The 19,910-nt window shown below is 41.4% G+C and carries 15 protein-coding genes, 1 tRNA gene and 1 pseudogene; 9 read left to right on the forward strand and 8 right to left on the reverse strand.

The genetic code is table 11. The features are described from left to right. The first annotated feature begins 27 nt into the window (after positions 1-27). Together IQ236_RS20095 and IQ236_RS20100 are read left to right on the forward strand one after the other, a co-directional pair. Positions 28-717: a hypothetical protein gene (locus IQ236_RS20095; protein ID WP_193870933.1), complete on the forward strand. Its 690-nt coding sequence runs from the start codon at positions 28-30 to the stop codon at positions 715-717. 213 nt (positions 718-930) lie between these two features. After that, positions 931-1,821: a type I restriction endonuclease gene (locus IQ236_RS20100; protein WP_228041764.1), complete on the forward strand. Its 891-nt coding sequence runs from the start codon at positions 931-933 to the stop codon at positions 1,819-1,821. Between the two features lie 64 nt (positions 1,822-1,885). Here IQ236_RS20100 and IQ236_RS20105 read toward each other — a convergent pair. The 3 genes and pseudogenes from IQ236_RS20105 to IQ236_RS20115 all read right to left on the reverse strand — a co-directional run. Next, positions 1,886-1,968: transfer RNA gene (locus IQ236_RS20105), tRNA-Leu, on the reverse strand. A gap of 48 nt (positions 1,969-2,016) precedes the next feature. After that, on the reverse strand, positions 2,017-3,135 hold the full coding sequence (gene cobT / locus IQ236_RS20110; protein WP_193870934.1) for a nicotinate mononucleotide-dependent phosphoribosyltransferase CobT: 1,119 nt from the start codon (positions 3,133-3,135) through the stop codon (positions 2,017-2,019). A 32-nt stretch (positions 3,136-3,167) separates the two neighbouring features. Beyond that, positions 3,168-3,596, reverse strand: a pseudogene (locus IQ236_RS20115) (RNA-guided endonuclease InsQ/TnpB family protein); the annotation flags it as partial. Between the two features lie 343 nt (positions 3,597-3,939). Here IQ236_RS20115 and IQ236_RS20120 point away from each other — a divergent pair. Continuing rightward, on the forward strand, positions 3,940-5,037 hold the full coding sequence (locus tag IQ236_RS20120; protein WP_193870935.1) for a sensor histidine kinase: 1,098 nt from the start codon (positions 3,940-3,942) through the stop codon (positions 5,035-5,037). A 15-nt stretch (positions 5,038-5,052) separates the two neighbouring features. Here the strand turns inward: IQ236_RS20120 and IQ236_RS20125 are convergent, their stop codons facing one another. After that, a complete protein-coding gene (locus IQ236_RS20125) occupies positions 5,053-5,799 on the reverse strand; it encodes a DUF2232 domain-containing protein (RefSeq protein ID WP_193870936.1) in 747 nt (248 codons plus the stop codon). 21 nt (positions 5,800-5,820) lie between these two features. Then, positions 5,821-6,528 (reverse strand): Crp/Fnr family transcriptional regulator, encoded by a 708-nt coding sequence (locus IQ236_RS20130; RefSeq protein ID WP_193870937.1) that lies wholly within the window; start codon positions 6,526-6,528, stop codon positions 5,821-5,823. Between the two features lie 429 nt (positions 6,529-6,957). On the opposite strand from IQ236_RS20130, the gene IQ236_RS20135 reads away from it, so the two are divergent. From IQ236_RS20135 to pgsA, 3 genes are all read left to right on the forward strand, one after another. After that, positions 6,958-9,483: a hypothetical protein gene (locus IQ236_RS20135; RefSeq protein ID WP_193870938.1), complete on the forward strand. Its 2,526-nt coding sequence runs from the start codon at positions 6,958-6,960 to the stop codon at positions 9,481-9,483. 131 nt (positions 9,484-9,614) lie between these two features. Further along, positions 9,615-11,429: an acetate and sugar kinases/Hsc70/actin family protein gene (locus IQ236_RS20140; RefSeq protein ID WP_228041765.1), complete on the forward strand. Its 1,815-nt coding sequence runs from the start codon at positions 9,615-9,617 to the stop codon at positions 11,427-11,429. A 124-nt stretch (positions 11,430-11,553) separates the two neighbouring features. Continuing rightward, positions 11,554-12,084 (forward strand): CDP-diacylglycerol--glycerol-3-phosphate 3-phosphatidyltransferase, encoded by a 531-nt coding sequence (pgsA, locus tag IQ236_RS20145; RefSeq protein WP_193870940.1) that lies wholly within the window; start codon positions 11,554-11,556, stop codon positions 12,082-12,084. A gap of 131 nt (positions 12,085-12,215) precedes the next feature. On the opposite strand, the gene IQ236_RS20150 is transcribed toward pgsA, so the two are convergent. Continuing rightward, positions 12,216-12,518 carry a (2Fe-2S) ferredoxin domain-containing protein gene (locus IQ236_RS20150; RefSeq protein ID WP_193870941.1) on the reverse strand — a complete coding sequence of 101 codons (303 nt, stop codon included), beginning with the start codon at positions 12,516-12,518 and terminating at the stop codon, positions 12,216-12,218. Positions 12,519-12,768: 250 nt separating this feature from the next. Next, positions 12,769-15,198 carry a phosphoenolpyruvate synthase gene (gene ppsA / locus IQ236_RS20155; RefSeq protein WP_193870942.1) on the reverse strand — a complete coding sequence of 810 codons (2,430 nt, stop codon included), beginning with the start codon at positions 15,196-15,198 and terminating at the stop codon, positions 12,769-12,771. A gap of 374 nt (positions 15,199-15,572) precedes the next feature. On the opposite strand from ppsA, the gene IQ236_RS20160 reads away from it, so the two are divergent. From IQ236_RS20160 to IQ236_RS20170, 3 genes are all read left to right on the forward strand, one after another. After that, the gene (locus tag IQ236_RS20160) at positions 15,573-15,965 is read left to right on the forward strand and encodes a winged helix-turn-helix transcriptional regulator (RefSeq protein WP_190520380.1); all 393 of its coding nucleotides are present in this window, start codon (positions 15,573-15,575) and stop codon (positions 15,963-15,965) included. A gap of 339 nt (positions 15,966-16,304) precedes the next feature. Beyond that, positions 16,305-18,113 carry a sensor domain-containing diguanylate cyclase gene (locus IQ236_RS20165; protein WP_228041766.1) on the forward strand — a complete coding sequence of 603 codons (1,809 nt, stop codon included), beginning with the start codon at positions 16,305-16,307 and terminating at the stop codon, positions 18,111-18,113. Between the two features lie 270 nt (positions 18,114-18,383). After that, positions 18,384-19,673, forward strand: a complete 1,290-nt coding sequence (locus tag IQ236_RS20170) for a Glu/Leu/Phe/Val family dehydrogenase (protein ID WP_193870943.1) — start codon at positions 18,384-18,386, stop codon at positions 19,671-19,673. On the opposite strand, the gene IQ236_RS20175 is transcribed toward IQ236_RS20170, so the two are convergent. Beyond that, a partial coding sequence (locus tag IQ236_RS20175) for a hypothetical protein (protein WP_193870944.1) occupies positions 19,662-19,910 on the reverse strand: 249 nt, incomplete at its 5' end. The two genes, IQ236_RS20170 and IQ236_RS20175, sit on opposite strands and share 12 nt — an antisense overlap.

Raw genomic sequence — 19,910 nt, forward strand, 5'->3', positions numbered from 1 at the left:
TTAAAATCAAATCCAGCCAAAATCAATATGAAACTCAATCAAACTTTGATTTCCGAATTGCAGCGTGTATGGCTAATTTTATGTAAACTTTATTTACCCCTTCTTGGCCTAGTTGGTTTGCTTCTTCTGATTGCTCATTTCAACGGAATTAAATCTCATATTCTTTTTGATGACATCTATGAAATTGCCAATTCTCGATTAGCCGGAATTATTTCTAATTTAGGAATCTTGCTTTGGACAGCAGTTTGTAGCATTTGTTTCTTCACTTATTTTGTGATTGAAGGATCTTTAAACCGGGCTAAATCTTGGAGAACCTTTTTCTTGTTCTCAGCAATTTTATCTTTAGTTTTATTACTCGATGACTTTCTCTCAATTCATGAATTAGGAGATGATATCTTAGTCTTCTTCATTCCCATCGAAGCAACTCGCAGGATTAAGAATATTTGCGAACTCACTGTTTTTGGCGTTTATGGCATCGGATTTTTAGCTTATCTGTGGATTTTTAGAAATTTAATTTATCAAACCGAATATTTGTTTTTATTAATCACTATTTTTTGGCTGTTTTTAACCCTTGTATTTGATATGCTAGAAACCGCTATGTTTGCCCATTCTTACTTATTTGAAGAGAGTTTTAAACTCTTAGCGATCGCAACGTATACGCTATATTTTGCTCGACTAGGAAAACAGAAAATTCAGGAATTCACGTTCTCCAATTAAACTCTAGCTTTTCCCTTCTAGCATCTAGCTGACTTTTACTCCCCTAGATCCCCAGCGCTAAAAATACTAGCACCCTAACCCCCAAAAAAATTTAGAACCTGACTGTAACTCAGCTACAGTTTGTGAGTACATCTTTAATAGCTCAATCCTGATCCAAACCGCAACATGATACCAATAGGGTTAGTTAGGCAAGGAAACCCGATTGGATGGCTTATGCCCTCTCTAGTATTCATGAATCGATTGTCTCAAAACACAGCCAATCGCACTCGATCTGCTCTAGCTTCATGGCCAAACTCGTCTAAAGCTATTGAACCTAGTGTAGAGCGCACACTGACCTGGTTTGAAGCCCTCGGTTATACTGTTCTGCTACAATCCGATATTATCTCAGGACGACATCAGGCAATTTTGCGAAGTTATTGTCATGGGATTCTGGGCGAGCGCTTTCATCAAACCATGCAGCGAATCAATCCCCAGGTTTCACCTCAACAGATTGAATCCATCCTTGATCAACTCAGAGCGACTCGCACGATGCCCCTGATGCAACAAAACCGTCAATGGCATCTACAATTGTTGCATGGGATTAGAATTAACACGTTATTGACTATTTCTAATAAACCGATAACGTTGCAACTTTTAGATTTCTCCAATCTGCTGAATAACGATTGGTTAGTGATCTATTCCTTTCCTGTGATTGAAGGCGACTATCAACATTGCCTAGATCTGGTTATCTTTATTAATGGATTGCCATTAGTGGTCTTTCAGGGTCTTCATGGAGGGGAGGAAAGCTGGTCACTACGAGCGGCGTGTTTACGACTTCAAGAGTATCAAGTTCACCTGCCTAAGTTTTTTTCATTTAATGAGTTGCTGGTGCTGTCTAATGGGATTCAATCTCGGATTGGCACATTAATGAATGATTGGAAACAGTTTATCCCAATTCCTGCAATTAACAAGGAAGATGTTCCTTTCTTAGGAGAAACCGAGATAGAAATGTTAATTCAAGGGTTTTTTGATCAACGGCGATTTTTGCAAATCGTACAAAACGGGATTATATTTCGACAAAGCCGGACGAAGTTAACCAAAAAGTTACCTAAAAAATCGGTTTAAAGTTCGTAATGGGGGTTTTAAACCCAATTTTTCGATCAGCATTTCCTACGAGCCAATCAATAAATGCGGACAAAAGGACTTGAACCTTCACACCATTACGGTACTAGAACCTAAATCTAGCGCGTCTACCAATTCCGCCATGTCCGCGTTTTTTATGCCAATTGGTATTATAGCAGAAAATTATTGAATTTGACATTAAGACAGAGAAATCATGCGATCGCAAATACTCTCAACAGCTTGTAGCAATTGGGAATTATCCCAGCCGACTAGATGAGCCGCAATAGCAGCCCCCCCGGCTCCGACTCCTTCCTTGACATACCCTTGTTCGTAGGCTTGGAGTTGAGGATAACGGGAACCCCAAAAATTGAGTTGGGTGGCTAACAGGGGAACCCTTCCCACCGCTTCCGCTAACCCAACCGTATCTCCCGTTTCATCCTCCGCTACCCAACGAGTTGTTCCCACCACAATTTGCGATCGCTCCCATCCCAGGTCTAAGGCCTTTGCGATCGCCTCCACTAAACCATATACCGCTAACATTTGGGTTCCCCCCGCCAGTAATACCCCAACCCGACGACTGGCAGAAATCGCCATTCCCGCCACCACAATTTGCATCGGATCACCCACCGCCGCTACCAACTTTAAGGGATCAACACCCTGAAATCCCGTCTGTGATAAGGGCCAAAATCCCCCTTGCTCTAACCCCGTTGTAGCGATCGCTAATTTTTGCTGATGATTACATTGGGGATGGCTACTATTGACTTTTCCCATAGCCGGAAAGCCCAACCCTAGCAATATCGCTAAAGCGGTTGTGGTTCCCCCCACAACACACTCCGATAAAATCACATAACTGTTTTCAGCTTGTTTTGCTAATCGTTCTCCCCAGATTAATCCTTGCTCTAACAGATGTTTGACCGTTTCTAAGGTCATCGCAGCACCCGATGTTAAACACTGGGCCGGAACTCCGCCTAAGTCAATGGTGGGAACCGAAGGATTAACGGATAATCCTGCATTGAACACATATAAAGGACACTCCAAGGCTTCCAGAACAGCACGGGAGATTAAAACCGGAGAAGCACCTGCATTTAAGGGGGGTAAGGGATAGTGAGGATGGGGTTGGGGGCCATTGTAGAGAAATTCCGCATCCGCCACGGCTGTATATTGTCGAGTTTCTGGGGTAGCTCCGGCGGCAGAAATACCGGGAATTAAAGCGGTGGCGGTAAATCCCAATATACAAGCAAATATAGGGGAACAGCCTTGATAGCGGTGTAACCAATGATTTCCTAGGTCAAACTCAGTATAAACGCGAACGGTCATAAAAATAGGGTGGGAGGTTGACACTCCCCAGCCTAAAGGCGTGGGGATTCTGGGTTCAAGGAGATTACTTGCTTAGACAGAATTACTTCTGAGAAAGTAGAGGTATTCTCTCCCCAAGCGTTTATTGGGTCTAGCCCAAAAGTTCCTGTATGCCCTACAGTACCTAACCCTTTCTTAAGGATATTGATAGCGGCATTTTCATCGCGATCTAAAACACATCCACACTTGCATTGATGGGTTCTAGTTGATAGAGATTTTTGGACAGTTTCACCACAGTTTGAACAGTGTTGACTTGTATAGTTCGGTGGGACAGCAATCGTGATCTTGCCGAATTTAACCCCAAAATACTCTATCCATTCTCGAAACTGATACCATGCCGCATCATTTATCGATTTAGCTAGACAATGATTCTTGACTAAGTTCTTAACTCTTAAATCTTCGTAAGCTATCACATCGCTTGATATTGTTTTGTCTTAGCCTCAACTTTAAATTCTAAAACAAACATTTACGCTTTAGCCCAACGGATAAACCTATCCTAGCAGACTAAATATTAAATTGGCAATACATATTTTAAAGCCGCCCTCCGCTACGCTAAAGGGCGGGGCTTTAAACCCAAATTTTCGGTAAAAAATCACTTTTGGCAGAAGCTATTTAACGATGCAGTATGGTATCAGTTGAGATGATCATTAGAGGAATTGGGAGTGAAGTACGTTCCTGATAACCATTGCTGTACTACCACAATACACCGTATAAAAAGAAGAGAGTGTGTGTTCTCTCAACAGTCACTCATCCACAACCAAAACGATGTCCAACCAAGTGTCTGAGCGTCTTAAACAAAATGCTGAAAGAATTATGCACCTGTGGGAAAAGCGGGTTCGTGATGAAGTCGGTGCATCAACCCATCAAAATTCTCTTGTCTTGCAAAATTCCCTACCTCTGTACTTAAACCAACTGGTAGATAAACTCTCAAACAGAATCGTCAGGACATCTATCCAAATCACAGCCGACGAGGTAGAAAGCACTCGGATTTGCAAGCAACATGGGCATGAACGGGCAGGGTATGCTGACTACTCTATGAGTCAACTCATTTTGGAGTATCACATCCTCCGTCAAGTCATCTTTCAAGTTTTAGAAGAAGAAGCACCTTTAGAAGTAGAGGAGCGAGACATTATTATCGGCTCTATTGAGCAAGCCGTTAATGACGCTGCGACTCAATTCTCCGAAACGTTGCGAGATATTCAAGAGCTATTTATGGTGACGCTAACTCACGACCTCAGAGGGCCGCTGAATGTGGTCAAACTGGGAACTCAATTGACTCTGCGACGGCTTGAGCGAGGAGACACCCACATCGATGTGGCTGCGAGGATGCTCGGTGCAGTCAATCGGCTAGATTTAATGATTCAAGATCTGCTGGATGCGAGTCGGCTACGGGCAGGACAGAGCTTAACAATGAAATTTGAAGAATGCAGTTTAGAGGTACTCCTTCAGGAAGTAGTGGAGGATTTGAACTTCGCTTATGGAGAGCGATTTGTTGTTGTCTGTGATGCTGATATCAGGATTTATTGCAGTCGCAAAGAAATACGGCGGGTGATTGAAAACTTAGCCATTAATGCAGTGAAATATGGTGATCCGAGTACGCCAATTACCCTTACACTCCAGCACAATGAAACACAGGTTAACCTGACTATCCATAATCAAGGCAAGCCGATTTCCCTAGAGGCTCAATCAATCCTATTTCAACAATTCCGTCGAACTATTAGTGCTGAGGATCAAGCAGGCTGGGGATTAGGATTATTTTTAGCCAAGAGTATTACCGAAGCCCATCAAGGAACCCTTGAGGTTGAAAGTGGAGAGGGGAAAGGAACAACCTTTATGGTCAAGTTACCGAAGGTTAAAGTTTAAATATGTTCCAACAGTTTATTCATAATCTAATAAAACTTGTACCCATTTCGGAGGGCGAGGAATCGGGCTATTAAGGCGATCTAATAACAGCAAAGATACCAGATGAACTACAAATAAATAGACAATACTATTAATAAAAATCATCAAAACAGCGATCGCTTGCACTAACATTAAACTCGGTTGAGCCAAAATCCCTAACTTAATAAAAATCCATTCCGCTAGGGAAGCAATTTGGACAGTGCCATAGGCCCACAGATCCCGTCCCAGAAGAATTGACAGTAACCAATACTTAAAGAAAAAACCAATCGCCACAATCACAGACCCAATGGAAATAGACATCCACCAAGGTTTACCCCGTTTCCACATTCCTCCCAAGACCACCCCTAACCAGCCATAGGGAATCAAAAACACAATACTGCGAGTCGGCCCCATCAATACCGATAATAATAAAAATGAAGCTACAGCCCCCATCACAGAGGCTCGTTTTCCCCAACGTAAATATAACAGTGCCATCGGTAAACAGAAAAATAACCGCAGCACTGGCCCCATCGGGAAATAATAATTAACAAACCAAATTAAACTCGCCGCACTCGCCAAAAACGCAGTTTCAACTAGGATGAGCGCGTCTTTATGGGAAGGAGATATCGAAGGCACAGAACTTGAAGTTGAGGGAGAGAAGGGATCACAATCAACGGATGCAACACTCTGATGATCAGATTCAGAGGAGCAAGCCGGGGATCTCGATGGGGAAAAATCACTCATGCAATCGGGAATAGAATTGTATTAGACCAGCATCCGTTCTAGGGCGTGGACATCAGGAATACTTAAAATATCTCGTTCCCGATGAATTAAGCCTTTCTTTTCTAGTTTACTCAAAACGCGAGTTACCGTTTCTCGTGCCAATCCACTTAAACCACTTAACTCTCGATGGGGAAGGTTAGGAATTTGGGTTCCTTCGTTGGAGCTTTTTCCCTGACCTTCGGCCAGAAAGAGTAAAATATCAGCAACCCGTGAGGTACTATCGGATTCACGCAATCGTAGACGTCGATTCACCTGACGCAAACGCCTCCCCATTAACTGAGCCAGTCGCATTCCGGCGCGAGGCTCCGTTGTAATTAACTCCACGAAATCCTGAGCCGGCATATTCCCAATTAAGGTGGGAGCTAATGTGATCACATCCGTAGACCGGGGAACTTCATCTAAGGCTGCCATTTCTCCGAAGAGTTCACCCTTACCTAAAATATTTAGCGTTACTTCTTTACCATCCAAATTATAGGTACGAATTTTGACCCAACCATCCAAAATAAAGTAAACGGAACTCCCCCAGTCATTTTCTAACAAAATAACTTGGTTTGCTGGATGGTTTCGACCCACAATATGAGATGTTGCTTTATCAGCTGCATCAGTCGGCAAGCCTTCAAAGAAAGGCGTTGAGCGGATCATCTTGTGGATATCAGATTGATTGTCACGGGAGAAATACCGATCTTCCATGAGGCTGTCATACTACTTATAAATTCGCAATCTTCAGTAGCTAATCAAGAAAGTGGGTTTTTAGTGGATTGTCCGTCAGGAGAATTAGTGATCAAGAGTGTCAATCCTCCCAAAATTCCCCCTATCATATTAACTAAGATTATGCCTCTGTTGATTCCAACAGGAATAACAAATGATTAGGCAACTTTCTATTTTAGAGCGATTAGGACACAAAAAAGTTAAACTGGTTTAGTTTTTAACAATGTTGCCCCTCGGTCGCCCTGTTCCAATCCACCCCAAAATCTTAACTTGGCTACTTGAGTGCTTCTGAAGCCTAACATATTATGTAGATAACAATTGCTTTAATCTGGGGAATCCTGAAGATCAAGCGATTGTGGAGTTAGGAACGTACAGAACGCATCAACCAATGATTATTGAGAGGGTTCAGCCTTGAACGTTCAGAAGGATCAGATCCAGGCACTCATCGCCGAAATTGACGAGGTTCTAAGCCAACCCAACTTACGTTTACCTTGGGTTGTCTTTGGGGAAACTGTCACACGCTCCCGTCAAGTCCTAGAGCGTGTGCGAAAGTATTTGGTCTTTCTTCAGCAACAGGTAGACGAGGGGGCTCTCCTGTCGCCGATGGAGACCCATCAACCTGAATCACCGGGAATGCGAGAACCACTATGGCAAGCCATCCGCCGGGAAATGATTTATCTGCGTACCCATCTCACTCAACCTCTTCAAGAAGAGGTCGATCACTTACGCACTCAACAACGGAGTTTAGTCCAAGAAATTCAACAATTAGAAGCCCGAAAAGCCCAAACTCTGGCACAAATCCAGCCCCCATCCTATCAACAACAACTCAGTCGTGAATTTTTGCAGGAGTTCATGACTCGATTACAGGATAGTTTGATTCATAATGTTACTGAAACCCTTAACCATATTGAAAACCGCTTTTTAGATTCGGTTTTATTGACTGAATCTAATTCCCTTCCAGCCCTGCCCGCCAACCCCTCGGACGGGTCACAAACTTCTGTTTCTAGTCTGACGCCAGCCCAACGCCTAGAACAGATGCGACAGTTGCAAGCTCAATCGGATCATTTGTTGATGACGTTAGATTCAAGTCTGAGCGTGATTTTTGAAGCGTTACAACGGAATCTACAAACTTATTCTGATTCCCTGTCTCAAAGTTTGGAACGGATGCACAGTTTGGGGAAACAAGGGGAAGTGATGTTTACAACGTTGGTTAACCAACTGGCTCAACAGGTGGGTCAAGAAACGTCTTCCTATTTACAGTCTTCGTTACAATTAACGGAATCTGAATCCCCTGTAATTGGATTAGAGGCAACAAAGAACAGAGAACCGGAAATCGTACAGTCTGTGATAACTCCTCCGGTTTCCTCTGCTCAGGAGTTATCTTTTACGGTTGAGGAATTTTTACCCTATGCGGGGGCAGAAGTTCCCAGACAACCTGATGTGGGTTTTACCTCGACTCAGGAGATGGCTCAAGCACAAGAGGAAGAAGGGAAACAACCGGACACCCTTCAACCTTTATCGCCCGTTGAGGTTCAATCTCCTCGGACTATTGAAGAGGAGTTGGAGTTAAGACCGGAGGAACCCGGCTTTTCCTTGGCTTGGGATGAGTCGGTGTTAGAGCCAGAAAGTTCTGATGCTGATTTAGACTTAGAAGCATTATTTAACGGGGCTGAAGAGAAAGAATCCCTAATTGTTAATATTACCGAACCAGAGGAAATCGATTTATTTGGGGAAGATGCTGTTTCCCTAGAAGCAGAGAAAGAATCCTTGATTGTTAATATTACCGAATCAGAGGAAATCGATTTATTTGGGGAAGATGTCGGTTCCCTAGAAGCAGAGAAAGAATCCTTGATTGTTAATATTACCGAATCAGAGGAAATCGATTTATTTGGGGAAGATGTAGAAATCCTTGAGGAATTTGATGAAGATGAGGAGGATTTTTCCGAAGATATAGAGACTCTATTATTAGATGAGGAAACACCAACGGATGCTGAAGGGCTGCCAGGGGGGAATGAATCAGATTTTAATAGAGACACAGAAGAATTATTAGAGGATTCAAAAACAACAACAGAATCAATACAAAATGAACCTGTTCTCAGTCTGAATTCTTTGGATTTGTTCAATGAATCGAACCCAGAAGTTTCCCAAGAATCTAAGGATTTGGAGTCTGATGCTATTGTTGCTGAGTTCTCGATTCCAACGGTGTCTAATCCCTTTGAGGAAACCTTAGCAGATTTAAGCGATATTTTTGAAGAACCTACCTTTGAGGATGAATCCCCTGCTAATGTAGGTGTGGTGCCTGCCAGAACTCAAGAAATGCTGACAGCTATTCCAACGGTGAAAAAATCTCCTGCGCCTAATATTGAGAAGCAGACCGCCAGTTGGGAAACGGATGAGTATATTCAAGCTTCCCCGGATGAAAATTTGCTTCCAATCTCCTTAGAAGAAACGAGTGATCAAGTTGATTCTCGGTTATTAATTGGTCGCAATACTTTGGAATTTTTAGAAGCTGATTTGTTTGATTTAGAGCAAGTAGAATCAAAATCAGAAATCAGTTTTTCGACCCAAAATTTATCCGAAAAACCACTCAATCCTCAACTTAAATCTCAACCCATAACTAATAAAAAACCAACCCTAGAAGTAGTCCCCAAATCATCCTCGCCTGAAGAAGTCATTACCTTTGAAGATTTATTTAGAGATATGGGCATGGAACCCCGTTCCGTGCAATCAGTTCCTTCTCTCAGTGTTAAACCTTTGAATGTTACATCGGAAGAGGCCGAAAATTTGGTATCTCTACAAAGTTTTTCGGATTTAACCTTAGATGATGTCTTTAATAGTTTGAATCTAGCTGAGAAAACTCCCCTCCGGTTGGAGAATGAACAAGAAGAAGACAATTCACTCAGTTTGGAAGCGTTGAGTCAAGAATTTTATCAGTAATCAGTGTAGAGATGGGCTATGGCTTGTCTTTAAAAGTTAAGAGTTAATTCACTAATAACTGATAACTAATAACTGATAACTGATAACTGATAACTGATAACTGATAACTGATAACTGATTAATGATTAATGATGATGGTTCAGGATTCAGGTATTGAGACGGATATTTCTGCTTTAGAATTGTTGAGACAACAGACTCAATGGTATTTAGGGATTGATTTAGGAACAACGGGATTATCTGCCGCCTTGTTTCATCGGGACACCCGTAAAGTTTATCCCATTTATTGGCAAGCAGAACACACGGAACTCTCGGAAGTTGAGGATCTTCCTTTCACGTTTCGGCTTCCGTGTCAAGTCTATTATGTTAATTCCCAGGAGGAAGCGACACCTAGCCACTTGCAACATTTTAAACCCTTATTAAATTTGGCAATTCCCTATTACCGAGGTGATGATTCCTCTAGGTTAACGGCCTTTCCCATGATTCAATGGTCACAACAACAGTCTATTTTTTTGGGAGGATTTCAAGAAGCGTGGACAGCATTATTGTCTACATTAAATCCTAGTCGGGTTTTGCAGGGTCGGGGAACTCCGCGATTAATAGAACGAAACCGGGTAAATTGTCCCAGTATCGCCTTACCCAATATTTATCGCCTTGGTGCTGTGGGACTTGATGGCGAGGAATTTCAACAAGCTTTAATGGCTTTAGGGGGGATAATTTTAGGGTGTCCAGTTGGCGCAACCGAAGCTTATCGGTTTAATCTTCGAGAAGCAGCATTAGCCGCAGGACTGGTAAAACGTCCTGAACAAATTTTTATTATTGAAGATGCGATCGCCACTTTATTATATCAATTTCATCTCAATTCTCCTGATCCAAACAGCACAATTTTAATGCTGAATATTGGAGCTACAACTACTGAAATGGCGGTAGCAACCCTACCTCAAGATTTAAGGGAGTTTTCGGCTTCCCAGGTCGTTTGTCATCAGGTCGCCTATGGTGGAGATGCGTTTAATCAGGATATTATCACTCAACTTTTGCTGCATCCAGAAGGTTCACCCTTCCAAACTTTTGATATTCCTGATTTTGTTTCCCCCCAACCCGGACATCCTGATTTAACCAAACGTTATCGTTTACAACAGATTTTACAGAGTTCTGAGGCGGGATTAAAATTATTAGAAATTGCTGAACTTCTCAAATTTAAACTTCAGCAAACCGATCATTATATCTTGAAATTAAATAACTATTCTTGGGAGGTTTCTCAACAGGATTTAGAACAAAAGATTTTGATTCCTTTTGTACAACAGTTAAATCGAGAACTCAATCATCTGTTTAGTCAAAAAGGGATCTCTCCTGTTGGCATTAATCAAGCAATTTGTACGGGGGGAAATAGCACTTGGCCGACCTTTAGCCGTTGGTTACGCCAAAAATTACCGAATGCGTTGATTACTCAAGATAGCCCCCGAAACCCAGAGAATTCTGATAATAATTATTCCCATTGTAGTCGATTAGCTTGGGGTTTAGCGGTTTTACCCCTTTATTTTAAAGTTTTGGATGTATCCCGACATCAATACAGTGATTATTTTATTTTAGCTGAACTTTTACGAGTATTTCAAGAACAACCGTTATCTTTGTCAGAAGTCAATCAACTCTTAGAAAATCGAGGAATCAATACTCGTTCCTGTCAAGATCGGATTGTAGCAATTTTAAATGGAACATTACCCCCAGGTTTAATTCCTTCAAGCACTGAGGCGGTTTGGTTAACTCTGGAATCTCAAACTAACCCCGATTATCAAGGACTCCTGGAAGGAGCATTATTTTATCAAGATGTGGATCACCATTATTTTGTAAGTTTAGATCGCGCTGATATTACTCGGCAATATTTAAGCCAGTTAAGCCAAAATTCTCATCAAACTTGGGAAGAACCTCAATCAATTATCAGTTATCATTAATTACAGATCAGTGTAAGAGCTAGAAGTTAAGAGTCAATCAACTTTAAACTTTTTTACTGATAACTGATAACTGAGTACGGGCGGGGTAACCCCGCCCCTACAACTGATAACTAATAACTGATTTATGAATTTACCGACTTGGATTACTTTTTCCCGTTTATTGGGAGTCCCCTTTCTATTATATGGTTTACATGATCCAACCGTTACAAACCGTTGGATTTGTTTGGGAATTTTTTTGATTGTTGCGAGTACAGATTGGTTAGATGGATATTTGGCTCGAAAACTGAATCAAGTGACAGATTTAGGAAAATTTCTTGACCCTTTGGTAGATAAATTATTGGTTTTTGCGCCTTTATTAGCCTTTATTGAATTAGGAAAAATCCCAGCTTGGGGAGTCTTTTTAATGTTAGCACGGGAACTGACAATTGCTGGATGGCGGGTGAATCAAACTCAAATTTCTGGGGCAAATATTTGGGGTAAATTAAAAACAGTCAGTCAAATTTTAGCGATCGCTTTTCTCATTGCACCCTTACCGGACAGTTGGAAACTTCCCACTTTAATTTTATTCTGGGTTTCTGTGGGATTAACTTTAATTTCAGGTTTAATTTATTTAATTCCTCAATCTTCTATCCAAACAGATACTATAGATGAGTGATATTCTATTAAAATTTACGATTAGAACAGTAGATTAATATTAAAATCCAATTAATCTTCGGGGCGAGGTTACCTCACCCCTACACTGGGATTTGTGTCGATTTTTTATGATTAATAAATCGCAACAACGAGTTAAGAATATTGATAGCGGGGATGAATGCGGGGGTTAAGTTTATCTTGGACGGGTTCACCGTGTTTGAGGTGTTGTTCAACAATCAGGGGAACTTCTTCCGGTTTAACGCGATAATACCAAATTTCATCGGGAGTGACTCGCACCGTCGGGCCAATATTACATTGACCTTGACAACCACTGGCTTCTATTATTACTCCCTCAATCTTATAATTTTCAAAAGCCTCCAGAACTGCAACCGAACCCTGTCGCTGACAAGACTGATGTTGACAAATTAACACACAATGAAGAGGTTGAGTTTCCATAAAGGGTTCTGAGTTACAAGGGTTGACGCTGTTGATATTTAATACAAATTTAAGATTAAGGATTGATCCTTTCTATAATTTAACTAAAAAAATAGAAACCGGGTTTTTGAGTGAATTGGGTTTTTTTACCTTAATCTTTGTAGAAAAACCCGGTTTCTGGGAGGTAATGACAAACCCTGAGAAAAACTGCTTTAGGATGAATTCGCTAAAGCAGTCGTTAACTTACACCACTTTTCAATCTTTTAAGTCCCTAGCGGGATGCTTCCATCTCAGCAATATCCAAAGTTGTCCTCAACACCGAATCAGGATTTAAACTGATGGAATCTATTCCTAATTCCACTAAGAAACGTGCAAATTCAGGATAATCACTGGGAGCTTGACCACAAATTCCAATCTTACGATTGTAGGCTTTAACCGTTGCGATCGCCATTTCAATCATGCGTTTTACGGCTTCATCTCGTTCATCAAAAATAGGAGCGACTAACGCAGAATCCCGATCTAATCCTAACATTAATTGGGTTAAATCATTTGACCCAATAGAGAAGCCATCAAACACTTGACAAAACTCGTCCGCCATTAAAACATTACTCGGTAATTCACACATCACATAGACTTGTAAGCCGTTTTCTCCGCGAACTAACCCGTGTTTTGCCATTTCCGCTAACACTTTTTGTCCTTCTTCTGGTGTCCGACAAAAGGGAATCATCGGGATCACATTAGCTAATCCCATTTCAGTTCTCACCCGTTTTAAAGCTTCACATTCTAACGCAAATGCTTCTCGATATTTCGGATCATAATATCGGGACGCACCCCGCCAACCAATCATCGGGTTTTCTTCCTGCGGTTCAAATTGTTGACCCCCCAACAAATTCCCATATTCATTACTCTTGAAATCACTCATCCGCACGATCACAGGATTCGGATAAAAAGCCGCCGCAATCATACTCATTCCATGAGCGAGTTTATCAACAAAGAAATCCGGTTTATGATCATAATGTTCCGTTAATTGAGCAATTTGTTGTTTAACGGCTTCATCTTCTAATTGATTAAAATGAATTAATGCTAAGGGGTGGGTTTGGATGTGATTCGCAATAATAAATTCTAAACGAGCTAACCCAACACCATCATTGGGAATAGCAGACAATTTAAACGCTTCTTCCGGGTTTCCCACATTCATCATCATTTTAGTTTGGGTTTTGGGAAGATGGTCTAATACGGTTTCTTCAATAATAAAAGGAACTAACCCTTGATAAACTTTTCCGGCTTCTCCTTCGGCGCAGGAAACCGTAATTTTATCTCCCGTATTTAACACTTCCGTTGCATTGACACAACCCACAATAGCGGGAATTCCTAACTCCCGTGCAATAATCGCCGCATGACAAGTTCTGCCTCCAGAGTTGGTAATAATAGCACTGGCTTTCTTCATAATGGGTTCCCAGTCGGGGTCAGTTTTATGGGTGACTAATACATCTCTCGCTTGAAACTGATCCATATTTTTAACACTGGTCATGACACGAGCTTTTCCTTGCCCAATTTTATCGCCTACAGCCCGACCTGTAAATAATACTCGACCTTTGCCTTGTAATTTATAATGTTGTAAAACCCGTCCGGTTTTTTGAGATTGTACCGTTTCTGGACGAGCTTGGACAATAAATAACTCTCCATTTAAGCCATCTTTTGCCCATTCAATATCCATCGGTGAATAGCATTGTCGGACTTGGGAATAGTGATCTTCTATCATCACTGTCCATTGGGCTAATTTTAGAATTTCTTCGTCAGAAAGAGCAAATTTTTTCTGTTCAGAAATCGGGACTTCTACATTTTTCGTTTTTTGTCCCAGTTCATACACCATTTTAACCGCTTTTGTGCCTAAGCGTTTTTCTAAAATCGGTTTAAATCCTTCCCGTAATGTGGGTTTAAACACCAGATATTCATCGGGGTTTACTGCACCTTGAACGACGTTTTCTCCTAACCCGTAAGCTGCTGTAATTAAGGCAGCATTTTTAAATCCAGTTTCGGTATCAATGGAGAACATTACCCCCGATGTCGCCAAGTCGGAACGTACCATTTTTTGAATACCAACGGAGAGGGCAATATTAAAGTGATCAAACCCTTTTAAGGTACGATAGGAAATGGCGCGATCGGTAAAAATAGAGGCAAAACAATAGCGAGTTGCATCTAAGACGGCTTTGGCTCCTTTAATATTTAAGTAGGTTTCTTGTTGACCTGCAAAACTGGCATCGGGTAAGTCTTCAGCCGTGGCGGAGGAACGCACGGCGACATCGGTATTTTGACCATAGCGATCGCAAAGTTTTTGATAAGCGGCTACAATTTCGCCTTCTAATTTGGGTGGAAATAGAGTATTTAAAATTAGCGATCGCGCTTGTTGACCGCGAAGACGAAGATTTTTAATATCTTCTACATCTAAACCCGCAAATAATTGTTTGAGTTGTTGTTCTAAATTGGCATAGGTAATGAAATACCAATAAGCATAAGCAGTAATAGCAAACCCTTGAGGAACGTTAATTCCTTTAGGTTGTAACTGTTGAATCATCTCTCCTAGGGAGGCATTTTTTCCGCCAACTAAACCAACATCCTCAATTCCGACTTGATCAAACCAGAGAATTAAGGCTTGTTCTTTATATTGAGATAAGGGTTTAAAGGGTAAGGTTTTTAACATGGTTTAAATAACTCCAAATCAAACTAACTACCTAATCCTTAGATAGTGATTATGTACTTTTATTGCAAAATAAGTCTGTTGAGAGAAAAGGCTATTTCTATCTACCTTCAGACAGATTTAGTGTTTTCTCTAAAATCGTAAATGGTTGATCCCTAATGTTTAAGCGTCGAGTTCAATTTAGTTTGAATTGGATTGAGTTTAGGTGGCTGAGTGAATACTCGACGTTTAATTAATCCTACTTTTATCTTATTGCGTCTGTTGGAAATCGACATCCCTCTTGGTAAAATAGTCTTAGTTACCTAATGGAAAGAATGGCGACAGATCGGCTTCTGAGAGATATTTTAAAAAACATTAAGTTTTTTTAGGAGGCGCGAATGAAAGTTAAGGAATGTTACAAGACTACCGAGGTATGGGACAGTAACCAATGCCTAGACATGATGTGTCCGATTGAGTTTATTCTGGAATTAATCGGAACAAAATGGTCAATCTCTATCCTGCGGGAGTTATTTCGCGGAAACCAACGCACCCATGAACTGTTAGAGGCGTTACCCGGTATTAGTACCAAAACCCTAACAGTTCGGTTGCGGGAGTTGGAAAAACATGGGTTAATCCACCGCACCGTTTATGCTGAAATTCCCCCGCGTGTAGAGTATTCTCTGACGGAGAAGGGATTAGAACTTCAACCGGTTTTAGTCGCTTTAAAGCAAGTCGGAGAACAATGGTTAAAAGACAGTCATTGTGTTTGTCCATTGGAACTTACACTCTAAAGAGAGTTTAGGGGAAATAAACCCTGATTCACAGAGTCCTAGTTCCTGTGCATAACCCGCGCTGAAATGGATTTGAGAACTAACATCGAACGCCCTTTTTAGAGGATTGTTGATATTAGATCAAGCTTGAAATCCTAGACAGGATGCGGGTTTGGTTTTTTTGACTTCAGGACAACCGATCCCATAAGGACTAAACTTTCCCCGGTCTGTATACTCTCAATAGAATTCCTTGAGTTTTGCAATGGAAATGTGATCAAAAAATCATCAGATAGGGTGTAAGCTTCTGCGGTATATTGAATACTTAAAAGAATCAAAATTCTTGAACAGAATGCTTTGCTAATGTTGTATAAAAAAAAATTATTTGGCTTGGCGACAATCCTGCGTCCCTTCCTGAATTGGAGTTATCAGTTATTGGGATTAGCAAGTCTGGATGAGTTAGAAGCTAAACTCCAACTAGAAACCATTAAGAATGAGCAGATGAAGCAACAGCAGAATGCTCTTTATCGAGTGATTAGTAAAATTCGAGCGTCTTTAGATATCGATTATGTTTTTCGCACTACAACCAAAGAAACCTGTAAACTCTTAGGAGCAGAACGAGTTGCCGTTTATCGTTTCCATGAAGATTGGGGTGGAGAATTTGTCAGTGACTTTGAATTTGCTGAACCCGGTTGGATTGATGAAGAAAAGTTAGGCAAAAATACCGTTTGGATTGATAGTTATCTTCAGGAGAACCAGGGGGGGCGATATCGGGAAAATCAAACTTTAGTGGTTTCTGATGTCCTTGAAGCTGGATTATCTCAATGTCATGTTGATGTTTTACTTCAGTTTGGAATTCGAGCTTATGCAACGGCTCCGATTTTTACACAACACAAACTCTGGGGAGTTTTGGCAGCTTATCAACATTCTAAACCTCGTGAATGGCACGATTCAGAAGTGGAATTTTTAGCTCAAGTTGCGACTCACTTAGGATTTGCAGTTCAGCAAGCTGAATTATTAGCTCAGACGCAACAAAAAGCCAAAGATTTAGAAAAAACCAGTGAACAACAACAAATTTTATTAAGCGTCATTTCCACCATTCGGGAATCTTTAGATTTAGATATTTTATTTAAAACCACTGCTAGAGAAGTTCTCAAAGCCCTGAATGCTGACCGGGTGGGAGTCTTCCGCTTTGATCCAGAATCCAGTTATTGCTTAGGTCAATTTGTTTCTGAAAGCGTTTTACCGATCTATGATTCTGCATTAGCCCATCCAATTTATGATCGATGTTTTGGAGAAAAATATGCGATGGATTATCACCAAGGTCGAATGCAAGTTTTAAATAATATTTATGAAGCGAACTTAAAAGATTGCCATCTTCAATTATTAGAACAATTTCAAATTAAAGCTCAAATTGTCGCCCCCTTAATGAATGGTAAAACCCTTTGGGGGTTACTGTGTATTCATCAATGCGATCGTCGCCGTGAATGGACAAACAATGAACTCAAATTTGTAGAACAATTAGCAGCCCAGTTTAGTATTGCCCTTAGCCACTCGGATTTATTAGCCCAAACTCGTTCCCAAGCCGAGAAATTAAGCCAAACCTTGCAAGATCTGAAAACCGCCAATTTAAAATTAGAAAAACTGGCTCGTAGAGATGGATTAACTGGGATTGCTAATCGTCGTTATTTTGATATCATTTTTCATCGGAATTGGAAAGCTGCTCAAGAAAAGCATCACTATTTAACGTTGATTTTATTTGATGTTGATTATTTTAAACTTTTTAACGATTTCTATGGGCATCCTATCGGAGATCAATGCTTAATTAATATTGCTCGATCTATTCAAAAAATCCTCCGCTCAACGGATCTTTTAGCTCGGTATGGTGGAGAGGAATTTGCGATTATTTTACCGAATACGAATCCTGAACAAGCCAATCGTGTCGCCGACAAAATTCAATCTACAGTTAGAAACTTAATGATTCCCCATGCCAATACTCCTAACGGGAAATCTATTGTTACTATCAGTTTAGGCATCGCCAGTCAAATTCCCCACTGCCATCAACTTCCCCAAGACTTAATCACCGAAGCCGATCAAGCTCTCTACAGTGCCAAAAAACAAGGACGAGATCAATGGGTTTCCTGGGTGCAACCCTTAACAGTCATCAGTTAACAGTCATCAGTTAACAGTCATCAGTTATCAGTCATCAGTTATCAGTAGAGACGTGCCAAGGCGCGTCTGTACCAGTCATCAGGCAACCGTCATCAGCTATTCCCTGTTTGTAATTCGTAATTCGTAATTCGTAATTCCCCATTCCCTCCCATATCACTCATAAACGTAAAATTCTGTAACAATTATTACAAATTTAACCTTTTCTTCGGGATCACAGGTTAGGCTACAGATAGAAGACAAATTCAGCGATTACTGATGGAGGTCTGCACGATGGTATCCTCTCCTGTCAGAATGAATCCGGCACCGACTCCGGCTTATATTTGCCCCTATGATCGGACTTGTAGCTATTTGGGACAAGCGGCGGTTGAATTAAATCTCGATGACAATATCCTGGTGGTCTTACAACAACCCCGCAAAGTCGTCACTGTTTCCATTCCCGTCAAACTCGATAACGGTAAAGTTGAGGTGTTAGCGGGACATCGAGTTCAACACTGTGATGTCCTTGGCCCCTATAAAGGTGGTTTACGCTATCATCCCTCCGTGAACTTGGGGGAACTTTCCGCCTTAGCCATGTTAATGACCTGGAAATGTGCCTTATTAGGCATTCCCTACGGGGGTGCTAAAGGTGGCATTGGCTTTGATCCCCATCAATATAGTTTAAATGAATTAGAACGGATCACCCGTCGTTATGCCAGTGAACTGATCAAAGATATTGGGCCAGAAACCGATATTCCAGCCCCCGACGTGGGAACCTCTTCCCGTGAAATGGCCTGGATCATGGATACTTATTCAATGAATATGGGGCGAGCGGTGCTAGGGGTTGTGACCGGGAAACCGTTATCTGTGGGAGGTTCAAAAGGACGAGATATGGCAACCGGACGGGGTGTGATGATTTCCGTGCGGGAAGCCTTAGCCGAAATGGGCAAAACCCTTGAAGGTGTAGCAATTGTAATTCAAGGCTTCGGAAAAGTAGGTGCGGCGGCGGCTCAACTGTTTTATGAAGCAGGCGCGACGGTCTTAGCAGTTTCCAATGTATCTGGCGGGATCTATTCGGAAAATGGCTTAGATATTCCAGCCCTGCAAGCCTACGCTGCCCACAACAATCATAGTATAGCGGGATTTCCTGATAGTGAACCGATTAGCAATGCCGAATTATTAACATTAGCTTGTGATGTTTTAGTTCCGGCGGCTATGGAAGATCAAATTACCGAAGAAAATGCCGATCAAATTCAAGCGAAAATGATCGCTGAAGCTGCTAATGCACCGATTACATTATTAGCGGATCAAATGTTAGAAGCGCGAGGAATTATCGTTTTACCCGATATTTTAGCCAACGCTGGAGGTGTGGTTGTCAGTTATTTAGAATGGGTGCAAGGTCAATCCTTTGTTTTTTGGGATGAAGAACGGGTGAACCACGAAATGGAAAACCTGATGGTACAAGCTTATTCTCGTGTTAGTGAACGAGCAAAACTCCGGGGCGTTTCCATGCGATTAGCAGCTTATACTTTAGGCGTGGGTCGTGTCGCCCAAGCCTTAATGGATCGGGGTTTATATCCATAGAACCACAGACTGTAGGGTGCGTAAGGCGAAGCCGCACGCACCATCTGTAATACAAGCGGAAGTATTGGGGAAAGATGCGATCGCTAAGGTGGGTAAAACAAAGCCACACACACCATCTGTAATACAAGCGGAAGTATTGGGGAAAGATGCGATCGCTAAGGTGGGTAAAACAAAGCCACACACACCATCTGTAATACAAGCGGAAGTATTGGGGAAAGATGCGATCGCTAAGGTGGG

This window comes from Planktothrix mougeotii LEGE 06226 (assembly GCF_015207485.1).
Lineage (GTDB): Bacteria > Cyanobacteriota > Cyanobacteriia > Cyanobacteriales > Microcoleaceae > Planktothrix.

What these genes read in the sequence shown, in the direction of transcription:
- IQ236_RS20095 (WP_193870933.1), top strand. Translation starts at nt 28, where the DNA reads ATGAAACTCAATCAAACTTTGATTTCCGAATTGCAGCGTGTATGGCTA.
- IQ236_RS20100 (WP_228041764.1), top strand. Translation starts at nt 931, where the DNA reads ATGCCCTCTCTAGTATTCATGAATCGATTGTCTCAAAACACAGCCAAT.
- cobT (WP_193870934.1), bottom strand. Translation starts at nt 3,135, where the DNA reads ATGACCGTTCGCGTTTATACTGAGTTTGACCTAGGAAATCATTGGTTA.
- IQ236_RS20120 (WP_193870935.1), top strand. Translation starts at nt 3,940, where the DNA reads ATGTCCAACCAAGTGTCTGAGCGTCTTAAACAAAATGCTGAAAGAATT.
- IQ236_RS20125 (WP_193870936.1), bottom strand. Translation starts at nt 5,799, where the DNA reads ATGAGTGATTTTTCCCCATCGAGATCCCCGGCTTGCTCCTCTGAATCT.
- IQ236_RS20130 (WP_193870937.1), bottom strand. Translation starts at nt 6,528, where the DNA reads ATGGAAGATCGGTATTTCTCCCGTGACAATCAATCTGATATCCACAAG.
- IQ236_RS20140 (WP_228041765.1), top strand. Translation starts at nt 9,615, where the DNA reads ATGATGGTTCAGGATTCAGGTATTGAGACGGATATTTCTGCTTTAGAA.
- pgsA (WP_193870940.1), top strand. Translation starts at nt 11,554, where the DNA reads ATGAATTTACCGACTTGGATTACTTTTTCCCGTTTATTGGGAGTCCCC.
- IQ236_RS20150 (WP_193870941.1), bottom strand. Translation starts at nt 12,518, where the DNA reads ATGGAAACTCAACCTCTTCATTGTGTGTTAATTTGTCAACATCAGTCT.
- ppsA (WP_193870942.1), bottom strand. Translation starts at nt 15,198, where the DNA reads ATGTTAAAAACCTTACCCTTTAAACCCTTATCTCAATATAAAGAACAA.
- IQ236_RS20160 (WP_190520380.1), top strand. Translation starts at nt 15,573, where the DNA reads ATGAAAGTTAAGGAATGTTACAAGACTACCGAGGTATGGGACAGTAAC.
- IQ236_RS20165 (WP_228041766.1), top strand. Translation starts at nt 16,305, where the DNA reads ATGTTGTATAAAAAAAAATTATTTGGCTTGGCGACAATCCTGCGTCCC.
- IQ236_RS20170 (WP_193870943.1), top strand. Translation starts at nt 18,384, where the DNA reads ATGGTATCCTCTCCTGTCAGAATGAATCCGGCACCGACTCCGGCTTAT.